At 61.8% G+C, this 16,303-nt stretch carries 12 protein-coding genes and 1 pseudogene; 7 read left to right on the top strand and 6 right to left on the bottom strand.

Annotation, left to right across the window (positions count from 1 at the left end; genetic code table 11):
• Positions 1-591: 591 nt before the first annotated feature.
• The 5 genes and pseudogenes from GWG67_RS22785 to GWG67_RS22765 all read left to right on the top strand — a co-directional run bounded on the left by GWG67_RS22785 (position 592) and on the right by GWG67_RS22765 (position 5,960).
• On the top strand, positions 592-1,575 hold the full coding sequence (locus GWG67_RS22785; RefSeq protein WP_275171534.1) for a formylglycine-generating enzyme family protein: 984 nt from the start codon (positions 592-594) through the stop codon (positions 1,573-1,575).
• 33 nt (positions 1,576-1,608) lie between these two features.
• A pseudogene (locus GWG67_RS22780) lies at positions 1,609-3,334 on the top strand (arylsulfatase).
• An 89-nt stretch (positions 3,335-3,423) separates the two neighbouring features.
• A complete protein-coding gene (locus GWG67_RS22775) occupies positions 3,424-4,419 on the top strand; it encodes an HAD family phosphatase (RefSeq protein ID WP_275171533.1) in 996 nt (331 codons plus the stop codon).
• Between the two features lie 60 nt (positions 4,420-4,479).
• A complete protein-coding gene (locus tag GWG67_RS22770) occupies positions 4,480-5,343 on the top strand; it encodes a S9 family peptidase (protein WP_275171532.1) in 864 nt (287 codons plus the stop codon).
• Positions 5,340-5,960: an invasion associated locus B family protein gene (locus tag GWG67_RS22765; RefSeq protein WP_275171531.1), complete on the top strand. Its 621-nt coding sequence runs from the start codon at positions 5,340-5,342 to the stop codon at positions 5,958-5,960. Before GWG67_RS22770 ends, GWG67_RS22765 begins: the two co-directional genes overlap by 4 nt.
• A gap of 107 nt (positions 5,961-6,067) precedes the next feature.
• On the opposite strand, the gene GWG67_RS22760 is transcribed toward GWG67_RS22765, so the two are convergent.
• Entirely contained in the window at positions 6,068-7,141 is a 1,074-nt protein-coding gene (locus GWG67_RS22760; protein WP_275171530.1) for a TauD/TfdA family dioxygenase, read from the bottom strand.
• Positions 7,142-7,429: 288 nt separating this feature from the next.
• Here GWG67_RS22760 and GWG67_RS22755 point away from each other — a divergent pair, with 288 nt between their 5' ends.
• Positions 7,430-7,645: a hypothetical protein gene (locus GWG67_RS22755; protein ID WP_275171529.1), complete on the top strand. Its 216-nt coding sequence runs from the start codon at positions 7,430-7,432 to the stop codon at positions 7,643-7,645.
• A 95-nt stretch (positions 7,646-7,740) separates the two neighbouring features.
• On the opposite strand, the gene GWG67_RS22750 is transcribed toward GWG67_RS22755, so the two are convergent.
• The 3 genes from GWG67_RS22750 to GWG67_RS22740 form a co-directional block, all read right to left on the bottom strand.
• Complete coding sequence (locus GWG67_RS22750; RefSeq protein ID WP_275171527.1) at positions 7,741-8,823, bottom strand: two pore domain potassium channel family protein; 1,083 nt, start codon at positions 8,821-8,823, stop codon at positions 7,741-7,743.
• Positions 8,824-8,862: 39 nt separating this feature from the next.
• Positions 8,863-10,056, bottom strand: a complete 1,194-nt coding sequence (locus GWG67_RS22745) for an L-dopachrome tautomerase-related protein (protein WP_275171525.1) — start codon at positions 10,054-10,056, stop codon at positions 8,863-8,865.
• A 176-nt stretch (positions 10,057-10,232) separates the two neighbouring features.
• Positions 10,233-13,769 (bottom strand): LuxR C-terminal-related transcriptional regulator, encoded by a 3,537-nt coding sequence (locus GWG67_RS22740; protein ID WP_275171523.1) that lies wholly within the window; start codon positions 13,767-13,769, stop codon positions 10,233-10,235.
• A 41-nt stretch (positions 13,770-13,810) separates the two neighbouring features.
• Between GWG67_RS22740 and GWG67_RS22735 the strand changes: the two genes are divergently transcribed.
• Positions 13,811-14,230, top strand: coding sequence for a nuclear transport factor 2 family protein (locus GWG67_RS22735; protein WP_275171521.1), 420 nt, complete (start codon positions 13,811-13,813; stop codon positions 14,228-14,230).
• A 51-nt stretch (positions 14,231-14,281) separates the two neighbouring features.
• On the opposite strand, the gene GWG67_RS22730 is transcribed toward GWG67_RS22735, so the two are convergent.
• Together GWG67_RS22730 and GWG67_RS22725 are read right to left on the bottom strand one after the other, a co-directional pair.
• Positions 14,282-15,049, bottom strand: coding sequence for a sulfite exporter TauE/SafE family protein (locus tag GWG67_RS22730; protein ID WP_275171520.1), 768 nt, complete (start codon positions 15,047-15,049; stop codon positions 14,282-14,284).
• On the bottom strand, positions 15,046-16,302 hold the full coding sequence (locus GWG67_RS22725; protein WP_275171519.1) for a CCA tRNA nucleotidyltransferase: 1,257 nt from the start codon (positions 16,300-16,302) through the stop codon (positions 15,046-15,048). The genes GWG67_RS22730 and GWG67_RS22725 overlap by 4 nt, the downstream gene beginning before the upstream one ends.
• Between the last annotated feature and the right edge of the window lies 1 nt (position 16,303).

Genomic DNA, 16,303 nt, shown 5'->3' with positions numbered 1-16,303 from the left:
GGCTGAGGCCGCGTCCTCGTTAGGTCGGAGTGCTCGGCTCCGGCCCGCGTGATGTCCGCTTATCCGCCGATAATGGTGCGGTAGCGGACATCGCTGTACAGCGCGGACGGGCCGGCGATCACGCATGCGAGCGAAACGATGCTTCCCCAAACGCCAGAATCCTTGAAAGCTAGCGCGCTCGAAACCAGTGGTGTTCGGCGCCGGGCCTCTTATTGAAACTCATGGCGGGCTGATTGGCCCCGACGGTGCAGAAATGTAGGCTGCCCGTCTTGATAAGCCTGTTTCGCTTTCGCGGCCGAGAAGCCGTAATTCTGATTGAAGCGGCTAGCCGAGTGTGATCGCCAGAGCGCTGCCATTCCAGACCAATATCGTGCCATCGCCACGAGGGCGACCAAACCTACCAATTCAAGCAGGCAGTTTGTCGCATGAACTGCAAATGCGCATCGATATGTCTTCAATTTGGGGTTGACCTGCATAAACCCGAGGAACAGTGTGTCAGACGGGCGATCAGCAAGAAAGAGTTCCTGACATCAACGAGGCCATCGCTGCGCACATCAATGACGCTGCGAGGTTATTGGAGTTGTCGCCGCAATGACGTTGCCGCGTCCCGACCAATGCTACCGACCGTCGGAGGATGATCGGACTGACGACATGATCCGGATTTCCGGTGGCATGTTCCGCATGGGCTCCGATGATCACTACCCCGAGGAAGCGCCCGTCCATCGCGTAACGGTCGACAGCTTCTGGATCGACCGCACGCCGGTGACGAACCGGCAGTTCAAGGCGTTCGTCAACGCGACGGGACACGCGACCTATGCGGAGATACCACCCGATCCGAAGGATTACCCCGGCGCTCTTCAACACATGCTCTATGCGGGCTCACTGGTATTCGTGCCACCGCCAACCGTGAACGGCCTACGCGACTGGAGCCAGTGGTGGACCTTCATGAAGGGGGCCAACTGGCGTCATCCGTATGGTTCGAAGAGCAACATCAAATTACAGGACGACCATCCCGTCGTGCACGTGTCGTTTTCGGACGCACTGGCTTATGCGCGATGGGCGGGAAAGGATCTTCCGACAGAGGCTGAGTGGGAGTTCGCCGCGCGCGGAGGTCTCGAGGGCTCCGAGTTCGCCTGGGGTGACGAGCTAACCCCCGGCGGCGTACACCTGGCCAACACCTGGCAGGGCGAATTTCCGCGGCAGAATCTGAGCGAGGACGGTTACGAGCGCACCTCGCCGGTGACAGCGTTTCCACCGAACGGGTACGGCGTGCACGACATGATCGGGAACGTCTGGGAGTGGACGTCGGATTGGTACACTCCGAAGCATGAGGCCGTTGCGCAAAAGGCCTGCTGCATTCCGGAGAATCCACGCGGCGGTCGTGAGGAAGCGAGCCTCGACCCGAGCCAACCGAACATCCGGATCCCGCGCAAGGTCATCAAGGGCGGCTCGCATCTGTGCGCGCCGAACTACTGCCGCCGCTATCGGCCGGCGGCGCGTCACGCCGAAGCCATCGATACCTCGACCAGCCATCTCGGATTTCGCTGCGTAAAGAGATCCCCTGCTGCGGAATGATTGTCAGACCTCACCGTGAAGAAGGAGCCCAAGATGCCCAACGACACCAAGGAGCAAGACAAGAACGAAGCGCAGTTGCACGCGGTCGAAGACCGCGCCCCCACCCGCCGAAACATCTTGCTGGGCTCGTCGGCTCTGGTGGCGGCGGCGACGATAACTTCCGGTGCGTTGGCTCAGGCGCAGAAGGCGGCGCCGAGTCCCACGCCATCACCTGCTTCAAGCGGCCGCAAGCCGAATATCGTCATGATCATGGCCGACGACGTCGGCATCTGGAACATCAGTGCGTACCACCGCGGCATGATGGGCGGCAGCACGCCGAACATCGACCGACTCGCACGCGACGGCGCGCTGTTCACCGATTACTACGGACAACAATCCTGCACTGCGGGACGCGCTGCGTTCATTACCGGGCAGACGCCGTTCCGCACGGGCCTGCTGAAAGTCGGCCTACCCGCGGCCAAACAGGGGTTGCAGAGGTCCGATCCGACGATCGCGGATTTCCTCAAACCGCTCGGCTACGCGACGGCGCAAATCGGCAAGAACCATTTGGGGGATCGAAACGAATATCTGCCGACGGTTCATGGCTTCGATGAATTCCACGGGATCCTCTACCACCTCAACGCGCTGGAGGAACCGTACGACCCTCCAATATCCAAAGGACGCGAAATTCCGCGAAAGATTCGGCCCGCGCAACATTATCAGCAGCGTTGCCACCGACGCCGATGATCCGACGGAGGATCCGCGCTGGGGCCGCGTCGGCAAGCAGAAGATCACGGACGCGGGCCCCCTGCCGCCACATCCGGGCATGGATCCCGCCGCCAAGGTGAGCATGGAGGACATCGAGCCGGATCTGGTGAGACGTTCGTGCGACTTCATGGACCGCTCGGTGAAGGCCAACAAGCCGTTCTTCCTCTGGCACAACTCCACGCGGTGCCACTCCTTTACGCATCTGTCCAAGCAGTGGGACGGCAAGACGGGCTTCGGCCTGTTTGCCGATGCGATGGCCGAACTGGACTGGGTCGTGGGCGAGCTGCTCGCCAAGCTGGACGAACTCGGCGTTGCCGACAATACGATCGTGATGTTCACCAGCGACAATGGTGCGGAAATCTTCAGCTGGCCGGACGGCGGCAATCATCCGTTTCGCGGCGAAAAAGGCACCGTGTACGAAGGAGGCTTTCGCGTGCCGATGCTGGCCAAGTGGCCCGGCGTCATCAAGCCCGGCACCATCATCAACAACGTCATGTCGGCCGAAGACTGGATGCCGACCCTCGTTGCCGCTGCCGGCGGCGATCCGGATCTGAAGAGCAAGCTGCTCACCGGCTACAAGGCGGGCGAGAAGACCTTCAAGAACCATCTCGACGGCTACAACTTCATGCCGTTCTTCGAAGGCAAGGTGACTGAGAGTCCGCGCCGGGAGTTCTTCTATTTCAGCGACAACGCCGATCTGATGGCGGTGCGCTTCAACGAATGGAAGATCACCTTCAAGACCATCGTCGGAAACCTGTTCTCCGGTAAGGAGGATTCGACCAACGTCCCGATCGTGACCAACCTTCGCGTCGACCCGTGGGAGCGCTATCAGACCGAGTCGACCTCCTACGGCGAATGGTGGGGCAAGAAGCTCTGGGTCATGATGCCCGCCACGACGGTCATGGGTCAGTTCCTCGCGACCTTCAAGGACTACCCACCGAGCCAGGTCTCGGGGTCGTTGAGCGTCGAGAAGGCGTTGCAGGCGCTGCAGCAGGGAGCCGCGAAAAACTGACGTCCGACCCGACGAGGTCGTGATCAATCAAGTGATGGAGGTGGTGCTTATAGGCCCACCTCCTGATCGGGGGCAACGAAGGTGGCACAATGAGTTGGAAGAGCGTCTCAAGCCTTCTGGTCGGGGGAATTCTTTCCTTCGTTGCCGGCGTCGCGTGGGCGCAGACCGATCCGCTGCCTTCCTGGAACGACGGCCAGGTCAAGAAGTCGATCACCGATTTCGTAGAACGCGTCACCGCCGAGGGCGGGCCGGACTTCGTGCCGGCGCCCGAGCGCGTGGCCGTGTTCGACAACGACGGCACGCTCTGGACCGAGCAGCCGTTCTATTTCCAGGGCTTCTTCGCCCTCGACCGCGTCAAGGCGATGGCCCCGCAGCATCCGGAATGGAAGACGACGCAGCCGTTCAAGGCGGTGCTCGATGGAGACATGAAGGCGCTGGCCGGCTCGGGCGAGAAGGGCCTGATGCAGATTGTCGGCGTCGCCCATAGCGGCATGACCACGGACGAGTTCTCGAAGTCGGTGGTCGACTGGCTCGCAACCGCGCGACATCCTCGCTTCAACCGCCCTTACACCGAACTGACCTACCAGCCGATGCTGGAATTGCTCGCGCTCCTCCGCGCCAAGGGCTTCAAGACTTTCATCGTCTCTGCCGGCGGCGTCGAATTCATGCGGCCCTGGACGGAGAAGGTCTACGGCATCCCGCCCGAACAGGTGGTCGGCTCGTCCGGCGTCGTGACGTTCCGGATGGATACCGGTGGCAAGCCGTTCCTTCTCAAAATGCCCAAGATCGAGTTCGTCGATGAGGGGCCGGGAAAGCCCGTCGGCATCAACCGTTTCATCGGACGGCGGCCGATCTTCGCCTTCGGCAACTCCGACGGCGACCTGCAGATGCTGCAGTGGACGACGGCCGGCGCGGGTGCCCGCTTTGCCGGGATTGTCCATCATACCGATGCCGAACGGGAGTACGCCTACGACCGGCGATCGAAGGTGGGCAAGCTGGACAAGGCGCTGGACGAGTCGACTGCGAAGGGCTGGACGGTCGTCGACATGAAGCGGGACTGGAAGGCGGTGTTCCCGGAGAAATGACACGGGTCAGAATAGCGGGGGATGGCATCGACGACCTTGACCAGTCTGAGGAGCGAACCAATGAAAAACTTTGCGGCTGTCGCAGCCTGCCTGGCAATGCTTTTTGCCGGCGCCGGCCATGCTCAGGAACCGCGACTGGATGAGCGGCTTCTTGTTCTGCCGCTTCCGATCCCGGTCCTCGCCTATGTGGTGAGACCGCTCGTGGATGCGCCGCTTCCTCTGGTCGTCATGAACCACGGCGAAACGTTGGACCCGAAGGAGCGCAGCTTTTATCCGATGGTTGAATTCCGCGACGCCGCCTTCTGGTTCGCCAGGCGCGGACATCTCGTCGTCGTGCCGATCCGGCCGGGCTTCGGCAGTTCGGCGATCGATCTGCCGGACCAGGGCGTATTCAGCACCTATTTCGGCACCGTCGGTAAATGCACCGACGCAAGCTTTCGAACGGCCGGCATCGCAATCGCCAGGCTCAATGAGTGGGTGATCGATTATGTCGTCGGCCAAAAGCTTGCGAGTGCGTCCGGAACGATCGTCGTCGGCCAGTCCGGCGGCGGCTGGGGCGCTTTGGCATTCTCGTCTTTGAATCCGACCGGTGTGCGAGCCGTCATCACCTTCGAGGCCGGCCGGGGCGGCCGGGTGGACGGCAAGCCCAACAACAACTGCAATCCCGAAAAGCTGATCGAAGCGGCGCGTGAATTCGGCAGTTCTGCACGCGTGCCCACGCTGTCGATATACACCGAGAATGATACTTATTTTGGTCCGGCGCTCTCGGGAAAGTTGCTCGAAGCCTACAATGCCGCAGGCGGACAAGGCGAATATCACTTGGTGCCGCCGTTCGGGAATGAGGGCCACTTCCTGATAGATGACCCGAACGCCATTCCGATCTGGTCACCCATCGTGAGCCGGTTTCTGGAGGCCCATCCATGAGAGGGATCAAGAAATCGACGCTGCGTTCATCGACGGTTGTTGCGACGTGGGTGTGCACGATCCTGGTCGCTGGCATGCGATTTACCGGGTCCTCGGCTCAACAGGCATCGGACACCAAACCCGACATGTCCATCAACTCGGGCGTCAAGCCGCTGGGAAAGCGGGCTATCCGGGACATTCGATTGAGTGGCTGGCGTAAACTGTGCTTCGAAGTGTCCCCTGCGGAAAAAGTGTGCCGGACAACGAACGTCGGCGTGATGAATACCGGGCAGGAAATGATCCGGTTCGATCTCATCGACGCGGGGGCCGCCGAGGGCCGCATTCAGATGCTGCTGCCGCCCGGAATGTATTTGCGATCCGGTATTACGCTGACGGTCGACCAGAATGAGCCGCTCCACATTTCATATAGCTGGTGCCTTGCAAACGCGTGCGTCGCCGCGGGCCCCGCCACCCCTCGCTTCGTCAGCGATCTTCGGTCCGGTCGCATCTTAACGATAGAAGTGGTCGACCCGAGCCTGCTGACGGTTTCGCTGGCAGTTCCGCTAGATCAGTTCGCGTCAGTCCAGAGCGGGCCGCCGGCTCAGCTATTCGATCAATCGCTGAGCCTCAGGAACTAGACCTAGACCTGGGGTGCTCAACGATATCGAGAAGACGAGTAGAGGACGCGAGCCGAGCAACTCTCAGAATCCGAGACTTCCGCGGACATCGCTGGATGCTTCGAACGTCAATCCAACGGAACGTTCAAACTGGTACCTTTGGTGATGATGCCACCACGGTTGCCAATCTCGATCGAACCATAACGCTGCTTGAAACAATCGGGCAGCGGCCGGTCGCCTTCCATGCTGAGCCAAAGGCGCAACAGATGACGCTTCTGGCTTGCCTCGGGCCAATCGCGGAATCCGGTCCGGTCATGCAGCAAAGCATGATTGTAGACGAACTGCATGTCGCCCGGCTGAAGCCGCATGCCGAAATGCAGCGCGGGGTCATTTGCGAGCGCGTCAAAGAGATCGAGCGCCTCGACGTGAGCCGGCGTCAGTCTCGGCGCATCGGGAAAGCGCTGCGCACTATCGATATACTGGCGCTGATAGAACCCGGTCAGGAACCCCGCATGCCAATTCAGCACCGGGATTTCAAGATATGGCTTTTCGTTCTCCGGCACCTCGCCTCGCCGGTCTGTCGCGATCGGATCAAACAAGAGAGCGGCAAGGTCGGGACGTCTGTCAAACATCTCGTTGTAGATCGTCGTCGTACTGACCAGGAGGGAATCCCCTCCCTCCATCGCCTCGCGAATGCATAACAATCCAACCACGTCGGACGAATCCGTGTGGAATGTTTGCCGTTCCGAAGTTTGATAAATTCGGGTGTTCGGATCCTTCGCATCGGCGCCGGTGTCACGGACGTGACCGAGAATGTGCCCTGCTGCATTCTGGGATCGCGCCGATCCGAGATGCGCGCCCACTCCGCAAAAGATCGTAGCGGCGAACTCCTGGTTATATTTTGCCACCGGGAGGCCGCGTATGACCTCGAAGCCCAAGCCGACCAGGAGCTTTGTCTTGAGATCTTCCAGGTGCGCACCGAGATTGGGAAGCGGAAAGCTTTCCTTCGTGATCTCGGCGATTTTTTTGTTTCTGCCGAGATATGTTTCAGCCGCGCCCTCGAGTTCCGCGATCTCGCCGGCCGCAAGCGATATCAACCATCGATCAGGATTGGCTTTCATCTCAGCGCCCTGCCAGGCGGACGGGATATCGACCTTCCCTGGAGGGCGATGAATCCCGCCGGGCACTGAGACCACATTCATCGTGTTGGCTCCTGGGGAGATCGGACGTCAGACATGGGCGCGGACGATCGACGATATTGTGCCGACCGCCTGTTTGCAACTTGGCCGAAGCACAGCCGTGTGCCCCGTGCGACCAAACGAAGCTCGGGAAAAAATGGCATCAGCCGGAACGTTCGCGAAGCTGGTTGAGTTGAAAGTCATGCGCCTCGTGCTGCGGTCGTACCCGCACCGCGCGGCCCCGGTAAGGCCCTGCAAGAGGCGAAAGCTACTTTGCTGCGTGCTTGGCAGCACGGTCGCGCGAGGACGGCGATGTACACGACGGCGATATACGATGAGCTGAGGCAGATCGAGCGCGACGTCGTCGAAGGAGAACGGCGGCTCGCAGAGCAGGAGGCGCTGATCATTGAAATGAAGCGCCAGAACGAGGACACAACCAAAGCTGAAGGCGAACTCGAACGGATGCGGATGGAGCAGCGACGTCGCGATCAGGATCGGCAACGTCTGCTCTCACGGCTGCAACCCTGAACAATTCCGCCCAATGAGGCTGATCCGCCGAAGGCGTCGCGTTTCTGAGACGCGAGACCAGGCCAGGTGCGCTCGTCGAGAAGTCCGGCAGCGGTTTACGCCCTTTGTATCGCCGGATCGATGTCCGAGGGCTGGTAAGCCATGGAATTGCCAAGCACGCAAACGAGAGAGTCCCACCTTCTTCGGTGTTCCATGTAGGATTCGCACGAATGCGGAAGATCGTCGGTGACACTGATGCCTGCTTGCCGCAGCCGCCGTCGTGCATTGTCGAACCGGACCCGCCAGACTTGCCGATCTCCCTCGTCGGCTTCAGCCGATGCTTTCTCGTGCAGGAAAACGTTGTTGAGGGTCGAAAGGAGTAGCAGCGCGGAGGACCATAGCTGGGTGACTGCGCCGGATTGCTTGAGCCAATCGGCGTCCTTCGGCAATGCACTTTTGATCAGCGAGACGGCATCGAGGACGATGAGTGACGACCGGGACACGGAGTAGAACGGTTCAGGGAAGCGGAAGTAGAACAGAACGGGATAGAAGTGGTGAGCTTCTTTGGTATCGGTGACCTCTGCGGCCAACTCGGACAAATTGTTGTAACCCGCACTCAGCTGGTTATTTGCGAACAGATGCGCGAGCAGATCCGCGGCATCGCCGGTCTCACCGCAGAGCGCGTGAATCTTGAGGCAAAGCGAGTTCCTGCTCCTGAGCGCGCCGTAGATCTGCATCAGGTAAGTGATCGTGAGCGATATGACTGACGTCCCGATCACTGAATTCAGAAGAAACAACAGTTTCGCTCCGGCGCTTTGCGGACCAAAATTGCTGCCGCCTACGATCGAGAGGCTGCTTCCCGCGACGTAAAGCGCGGTCACGAAGTCGGTTGGAGTCTCCTGGCTGCTGCTGGTGATGCTGGTCCCGAGCTGAGGGTGCACAATCAGGGCGGCCCCGAGCGCGAGCAGAATAGACCAGGTCAGCAGCAAGCCGACCACGATCAACGGGCCGCAGAATGAAAGCAGATGGTTGCCGTCGCCGGCCGAGGAAAGCCGGCGCAGCGCAAGCCAGACCATTCTAGCCAGGCGGTCGCTGATGATTCCGGTGCCGGCGCGTGCGTAGAGAACCGTGAGGAATACGTCGGCAAGGTCCAGTGCCATCAGCAGCGTGCCGGCTATAGGCTCAACCCAATGGGCCATCTGTCCTCCTCGTCCTGAGCCGCCTCCGAAGTCGTACGTTTACTGCCGGTTCGGCTCGCGACTTGACCCGACGGTGTTCGCGTGTTCAGGCATGAACTTGAACAACGTGAAGTTCTTGTCCGTCCAGGCCATGTGAAACCAGGGCGAATCCTGGATATGCGACGCGGTGACATAGATTGCGCCATCAGGACCTTGCGAGAAGGTGTCCGGCCAGCGCAGGCGCGAATCCGTCAACAGCTGTCGCACGGTACCGTCGCTGGGGTTGAGAACCTTGACGGCGTTGTCGGCGATCGAGCTCAGATAGATTTCGTCATGTTCGCCGGTCCAGAGCCCATCGACGGGCTCCGTCGTTGCCACTGTTTCCGGGCGAGCGCGAGCCGCCGCGTCCGCACTCTGGATGCTGGACGTGGCGATCCGGTAGAGAGTCTTTCCGGTCAGGGCCTGCCAATAGAGGGTGTTGCCGTCCTTCGACAGCGCCAGACTATCGGCATTGAACAAGGGCTGCCGTCCGTCCGGCCGCCGCAAGGGCTGGCCATCTGTCATCACGGTGACGCTCGGATCGAATTGGGTCGAAGGATCGTCGCTCAGCACACGCCAAGCCTGCCCGGATTCGATGTTGAGAACGACCAGGCCGCCGGGCGAACCGGAATCGGTCAGATAGGCGAACTTTCCGTCGGGGGCGATACGGATGTCGTTGAGGTAGCTGGCCGGACCAGCGACGTCCGGCCCGATCGGAAAGGTCCGCTTCACGTTGTTCGATTTCAGATCGACCTCGACGATCTTGGGTCCACCCTTCACGGTCTTCTCGGCATTGGGAGCCGCGGGATCGACGACCCAAAGCGATCCGCGCCGGTCCGCAACAACGCTTTGAACGCAAACGAAGTGATCATTGGGCGACACCTCGGACATTCGCGCATTGCGCCAGCCGTTCCATTCCTCATTGGGATATGGCTTGGTCGACCCGTCCGGCATGAGTTCGGCCACCGAAACCGGCGTATCCTCCGTCCAGCGCGGGAAGTTCACGAATATGCGGCCGTCCGGAGCGACCGTAACGCCGGTCACCTGATGCTCGAACGTCGCGACCGATTGCAGCCGGCTGTCGCGACTTTCGACAAGAGGCGCGACAAGCCGTTGGGCCTTGGACTTGATATCCTCTGTTGCGGATTGCGCATGAACCGCGGACGAAATGGATAGCACGACTGCTACGCAGGAGCTGAACGCGATTGGACGCATGAGAGGCCCTTTCCAAAAAGTTTAGGGCCCAATCCGGCTTTGCTTCGATCGTTCCTAGCAACTCCACATCTGCCAACGCGCCTTTGATGGGGAGTTCCAACCAGCGGTCCAGCGATGATGGTTGCCGAGGGATATGGCCGGGCGAGCGAGAGCATCGCCCCCGTCGCGGTCACAGTTCAAATCAGCAAATCATGATGCGCAGGTACAATGGCTTGATGCGGCCCGTTATTGCCGTGGTCGTCCGCGTGTCCGTTCAGTGCATGAGGGACGATCTTGCCGTTGAACCCGATGCTCTCTTCCTGACCGGGCGGAACGTGCGCATCGAGCGGATGATTGAACTCTTTAACCTCAACTATCGCGACGAGAGGAGAAGGAGTTGGTCCGCTATCGAACCGGAACACCGGTCCTTGGTCTGCGCCGCCGGTTTCGAACGCAGCCTTGGCCGGGTGTGCGTCGTCTGATGCGATTGCTGCAGATTGCGCAGCGTGCTGGGAGCTACCGTGGTCCACGGTGGCTGGTTCTGCCGTCTTCACGGTCCCCGCAGCCTGCGAAGCCGAAGCGTGATGCTCGCCGCCATCGCCCGGGCCGTTGCCCGGCTTAGAGTCAGCTTCAGTCGACTCGGTGGATGCCACTTTTGCAGACCCTGGCTCTGAAGCCTGCTGCGAGTTGCCGTGGCCTGCGCTGGCGGCCGTTGCGGCGCCCGGATCGATCTCTACTCCGTCCGGCGAGCTTGCAGCGGCAGAGTGCCCGGATCCGCCGTGTTCCGCGCTGCCTGTTTCTGCCGACGTCGCTGGTGCTTGCGCGGCGTCAGAAGCCGAAGCGTGATGATGATCGCCGCCATGGCCGCCGTTATTGCCCTGTTTGGAGCCAGCTTCAGTCGATTCGGTAGCTGCCGCCTTTGCAGACCCTGGCTCCGATGCGTGCTGCGAGTTGTCGTGGCCCGCGCTGGCGGCCGTTGCGACACCCGGATCGATCTCGGCTGCGTCCGGTGCGTTTGCGGCGGTTGAGTGCCCGGATTCGCCGTGTTTCGCGCCCGCTGGTTCTGCCGTCTTCGCCGGTTCTGCCGTCTTCGCTGGTGCTTGCGCAGCGTCAGAAGCCGAAGCGTGGTGCTCGGCACCACGGTCGGCGGCGTTGCCCGCTTTGGCCCCATCTTCAGTGGGTTCCGTTGATGCCGCCTTTGCAGGCCCGGGCTCCGAAGCGTGCTGCGCGTTGCCGTTTCCTGGGCTGGCACCCGTTGTGCCCGGATTGATCTCGGCTGCGGCCGGCGCGCTTCCAGTGGTTGGGTGCCCCGATTTGCCGTGTTCCGCGCCCGCTGGTTCTCCCGTCGCGGCCCCTGGTGCAGCCTCCGAAGCCGCGGCGTGATGCTGGGCGCCATTGCCGTCGTCATTGCCCGGTTTGGAGCCGGCTCCAGTCGATTCGGTAGCTGCATCCTTTGCAGATCCTGGCTCCGAAGCGTGCTGCGAGTTGCCGTGCCCCGCGTTGTCGGCCGTTACGACGCTCGGTTGGCCGATCTCGTTAGGCCCAGTCGAGGAAACTCCGGTACCCGCATTGATCGGACCACTGGTCGATGTGACATTTGCGACTGCCGGCGCCGTCGCGCTATGAGCAAGTTGGACTGGCGATGCGTGAGCCGACGCGGCAGATGCAGCATCGCTTTCTTCCGTTGCATCCGCCGACGGGCCGTTGGAGCTTCCGAACTTCGTCGGCGTTCCCAATCCGGTCCGGGTCTGCCCGAAATGGAAACCCGAGCCGTTGTTGGCCAGAAGGGCCCACGCTCCGGCCGTCCCGAGCGAGCTCTCGCTCCCCTCGATACTGGTTTGGACATTGTCCTTCGTCAGAACAGTCTCATCGGGTGCCACCGCCTGTATCAGCGCGGCTTCGAGCTGCTCCAAGGTGGTCGCAACAGCCGCGCCATCCGGCTCGGAGGCGACGTCCGCCTCCGCAATGGATACAATCCCCTCCAGATGGATTTCCAGCAGGCTGCGATCGCCGATATCGAGGATACGGTCGGTCGCATTCACATAGACGATCGTTTCGTTGCTTGCGGAGTCGTAGACCCAGGCGAGTGTGTGTGGCGGTATGGACTTGCTTGCGGCCGTCATATGCAGCCAAGCAAGCGCTCCGAAAGCCGCAAGATTGATCCTGCCAGGCCCAGATGCGAAATCGAACACGGTATCGGAAGCGGTCGACCTGGAATTGTTAGACTCGGAATCGATCGGGAAGCGATAAACAATTTCTTTAACGTTGCCGCCTACGCCGAGGCTGGCATCGTGACCAGGGTCCGCGCCAACAGGTTTATGGAGGTTGTCACCCGCATCGCCCGGCCCATTTGGACCCAGAGCGCCTTCTTGAGCGGCGTTGTCGTGTCCAGCGGTCACTACGGCGGAAGACAGGTGGACATCGTGCGGAAGGATACTTGGGGCTGAATGGTCGTCATGATTGGCGGCAGCATGAGTGATCGCAGCCAGCTTTGTAGTCGCACTCTCTTGGGTGACGGCCAGGATGCTGTCGATCGAGGCTTCGCGGAGGTCATGCGCGTGGGCGGCGAGTTGAGGGTCCTGCAGTGCGTAGATCAACGCACCGGTGAGAATAGCGAAGTTGCCATACCCTCCGTGCATCGACATCGCATTGGAAAGAAGCCGCGGGAATTGATGTTCCGGGGCCGGGTCAACTCCGACCTGTATGTCGTTTGCTCCTCGCAGTAAGGGCACGGGAAGATCGGGCGCGCTCGATCCAACAGGAGCGAAGTGCGTCCACGGTTTCGATCCTCCGGATTGCTCGGCCGTGCGCAGCGCTTCCATGGCCGCCGCCGGGTTGGTGATTTGGGTGGCCTTGGCGAACAAGTCTCTCTGGGCGAGCGTGGGCGTCTCGCCGGATTCCCAGGCGATGAGGTGCCGGAGAATCCCTTTTTTCCAGGGCTCGTACGCGGCGTGCTCGTCCGCGTGGCCGACGCCGTTCTCATCCGGAAAGATGCCATTCGCTTCCGACGCCTTGAGTTCGTCCGCAATTGCCAACGCCAGAAAGGCCAGGGAGAGCGCAGCCAGGCCGGAGGGGCGTTGCAGCAATGCGATGGTCGCGAGCACAGTTCTGTTGGTGATCTCAAGCTTCTGGAAAATATTGTACAGGTGGACTTTGACCGTCCCGTCGGAAACGTTGAGCTGACGCGCGATCTCCTTGTTCGACATTCCTTCCGACACGAGTCGTGCAATTTGACGTTCCCGTTGCGTCAACAGCTCCAGCATCTTTTCGACTTTGCCGTCGCCGTCCGCCTCCTTGCCGGCTGCCGAGAGATCGGACTTCTCCAGTGCCACACCGCTCTTCGTCATCAGCCGCAGCGATCGCAGCATCGTGGCGGGAGAGGCATACTTCGAAATTGCGCTGCAGGCGCCGGTTGCGATGGCGGAAGTCAGATCGTGGTTGGTGTCGGACTCGGTGAAGAACACCAGGCGCGTGGAGAGCTTCTCAGCTTTCACAATCGCGAGGATCTCGGAGACCGTCAGATCTGGCACCTTGTCGGCGAGAATCGCGACGTCAGGTGTCAGCTTCCGAATTGCTTCGAGGCAGCTTGTCCGATCGCTGGACGATGCGACAACGTCGAAGTCCGGCTGCGTCCCGAGGACCGACCTCAGTCCCTGCAAAACGATCGGCTGTGGATCGACGATCACAAGCCGGATGGGCTTGAGTATCCCCTGCCTGGCGGACGCGTCCAACATCGACTTTGGCCCTCGGCCCGGTCCGCTATGTCGTTCGCCATATGGCCGTGCCCGGGTGGGATATTAAAATCAAAAAAGGCCTAGCAGTTCCAGAGCCTGAAGCAGATTTGGACGGTATGCGAGTGAAAAATATGTCCTTTGACCCGATGGCCGTCGCGGTAGACTGGCTTGATGCCTATCGCGCAGGCGATATCGAGGCGATCTTGGAGCTCTATGCCGAAGATGCCGTTGTGCACTGCGGCTGCGCCGGCGTCCAAACCATTACCGGCCGCGAGGCACTTCGTGCCTATTGGGTCGATCGCCTCCGAAAATATCCGGCAGGCACGTTGGATGATCTCAATCCCTGGCAGAACGACGGGACCGTTATCTCGTACATCACCAGTGCTGGCGTCATGAGTGCACTTTTAGCGTTTGACGCCGCCGGCAGGATCAAGGAACTGGACTGCAGTCCCTCACATTAGACCTGCGGCGTGATCCAAACCTGCAGCGGGACACGCGCCACATCCGATTGATTAGATGAGCTGCCTCGCCGCAGCCGAGATCATCACCAGCCCACCGGTGATCACGGCGACGTCAAGGATCGCGGTATGGATGTGTACCGGCATCCGCTCGACGAAGGCTTTGGCCAGGAACGCGCCGGGCATCGCGATGGCGCCGATCAGCAATGCAAAGGCGAGCACCTGCGCGGTCACGGCGCCGGCGAGGCCGAACACGGAGATCTTGATGAGGCCGGTGCCGAGCGAGATCATCGCATCGGTCGCGATCACGGCGGCGCCCTCGAGCCCCGCGGCCATCAGCAGCGACAGCAGGATCACGCCGGAGCCGGAAGTGCCGCCGACCAGCACGCCATAGCCGACCGAGCCTGCCGCGAGACCGGTGTCGCCGATCCTGACCTGGCGGCGGCGGAGCACACGACGCAGCGGCACGCTCAGGATCAGCATGGAGCCGATCACCAGTGCCGCGCCCGCATTGGTCAGCCGCGTATAGCCGTAGGCACCAAGCGCGGTCGTGACCGCTGCGCAGGCCAGCACGATCAGCGCGCGGCGGCGATCGGCATGGCGGAGATAGGCCATCGCGCGGCTGGAATTGGTGAAGATCGCGGAGATCGCGATGATCGGCACCACAGGCTCGGCGCCAACGAGAGGCACCAGCACCAGCGGCATCAGGGCGCCGGTGCCGTAGCCGGCGAGACCACCGATGATCGAAGCAAACAACGCCATCAACGCGACCAGCAGGAGCTGAAAGATCGAGATGTCGGCGAAGCCTGAGACGATGGTCACGTTCTCTCGTCGCGGCTGACGCGTGCCGCAGCTTGATCGGCGATGGAAGCGATTGCGGCTTCCTCTAGGGGAAAATCCGCCGCAAGCCAAGCGTCCTCCGCGAGCGTCAACACATGTCCGAGCGAAGGTCCTTCCGCCATGCCGCGCGCGACGAAGTCGGCGGCGCGAAGTGGAAATTTCGGCGCAGTCCAGCGCTGCGGCAACTCGGCGAGCGCACGCCATCGCGACGAGCCGACATCACCGCCGGCCCGCGCCCAGCCCAGCAACACGCGATCGTGATAGCGCTCCGCGCCGAGCCGGTAGAGCAGCCGCCGCGCATCGGCTTCGCCCTTGGTGGCCAGGCGCCACCAGCGGTGCCCCATCGAATCCAGCGCCTTGGTTTCCGCATTGGAGAGCCTCAAACGCGTGGCGACGCGCTTGGCGTCTTCGGTCACGGCGACCGTCAGCGCGGCGAGCCGCCGCGTGCTGCTTGCGGTGAGGCCAAGCTCGCGCTCGATCGCGATCATCGCCGAGAGCGGTCCGGTATAGGCGACGCCGCCGGTCAGTGCTTGCAGCAATCCGCCATCGGCCATCGCAACCGCGGCGGCGGACGCGCCGGGGGCGACCAGCAGCTTCAGCGTCTCCATGCGCAGCCGCTCGGCCGACAGGCTCGCGAGGCCCGCGCGTCCCCGGATGCAGGCAAGATAGCCGTCGCGGTCGGGATCGCCGGCGCCAAAGGCGGCGTGGATGCGGAAGAAGCGCAGGATGCGCAGGAAATCCTCGGCGATGCGCTGGTCGGGATCGCCGATGAAGCGCACGCGCCGCGCCGCCGCATCCGCGATGCCTCCGACGTAATCGTGGACGATGCCGTCAGCATCGACCGAAAGCCCGTTCATCGTGAAGTCGCGGCGCTCGGCGTCCTTCACCCAGTCGCGGCCGAACGCGACCTTGGCCTTGCGGCCGAAGGTCTCGGTGTCCTCGCGCAGCGTCGTGACTTCATAAGGCTGGCTGTCGATGACGAGCGTGACGGTGCCGTGCTCAATGCCGGTCGGCACGGCCTTGATGCCGGCGCTCTTGGCGCGCCGCATCACCTCGTGCGGGAGCGCCGTGGTCGCAATGTCGATGTCCCCGGGCACGAGGCCGAGCAGCGCGTTGCGCACGGCGCCGCCGACGACCCGCGCCTCCTCGCCATCCGCATTGAGCAATTGCAGGACGCGCGCGGTCCCGCCCGAAATCAGCCAGGGTGCATCGGCGAGCATGGGCACCGCGCTCATC

Origin of the sequence: Bradyrhizobium sp. CSS354, assembly GCF_029051725.1 — a bacterium.
GTDB lineage: Bacteria > Pseudomonadota > Alphaproteobacteria > Rhizobiales > Xanthobacteraceae > Bradyrhizobium.
The sequence above is the reverse complement of the archived record's forward strand: the minus strand, read 5'-3'. Positions and strand labels throughout refer to the sequence as shown.

Coding starts and splice junctions, on each gene's coding strand:
- GWG67_RS22785 (WP_275171534.1), top strand. CDS start 592: ATGACGTTGCCGCGTCCCGACCAATGCTACCGACCGTCGGAGGATGAT.
- GWG67_RS22765 (WP_275171531.1), top strand. CDS start 5,340: ATGAGAGGGATCAAGAAATCGACGCTGCGTTCATCGACGGTTGTTGCG.
- GWG67_RS22775 (WP_275171533.1), top strand. CDS start 3,424: ATGAGTTGGAAGAGCGTCTCAAGCCTTCTGGTCGGGGGAATTCTTTCC.
- GWG67_RS22740 (WP_275171523.1), bottom strand. CDS start 13,769: ATGTTGGACGCGTCCGCCAGGCAGGGGATACTCAAGCCCATCCGGCTT.
- GWG67_RS22770 (WP_275171532.1), top strand. CDS start 4,480: ATGAAAAACTTTGCGGCTGTCGCAGCCTGCCTGGCAATGCTTTTTGCC.
- GWG67_RS22755 (WP_275171529.1), top strand. CDS start 7,430: ATGTACACGACGGCGATATACGATGAGCTGAGGCAGATCGAGCGCGAC.
- GWG67_RS22725 (WP_275171519.1), bottom strand. CDS start 16,302: ATGAGCGCGGTGCCCATGCTCGCCGATGCACCCTGGCTGATTTCGGGC.
- GWG67_RS22760 (WP_275171530.1), bottom strand. CDS start 7,141: ATGAATGTGGTCTCAGTGCCCGGCGGGATTCATCGCCCTCCAGGGAAG.
- GWG67_RS22745 (WP_275171525.1), bottom strand. CDS start 10,056: ATGCGTCCAATCGCGTTCAGCTCCTGCGTAGCAGTCGTGCTATCCATT.
- GWG67_RS22735 (WP_275171521.1), top strand. CDS start 13,811: ATGGCCGTGCCCGGGTGGGATATTAAAATCAAAAAAGGCCTAGCAGTT.
- GWG67_RS22750 (WP_275171527.1), bottom strand. CDS start 8,823: ATGGCCCATTGGGTTGAGCCTATAGCCGGCACGCTGCTGATGGCACTG.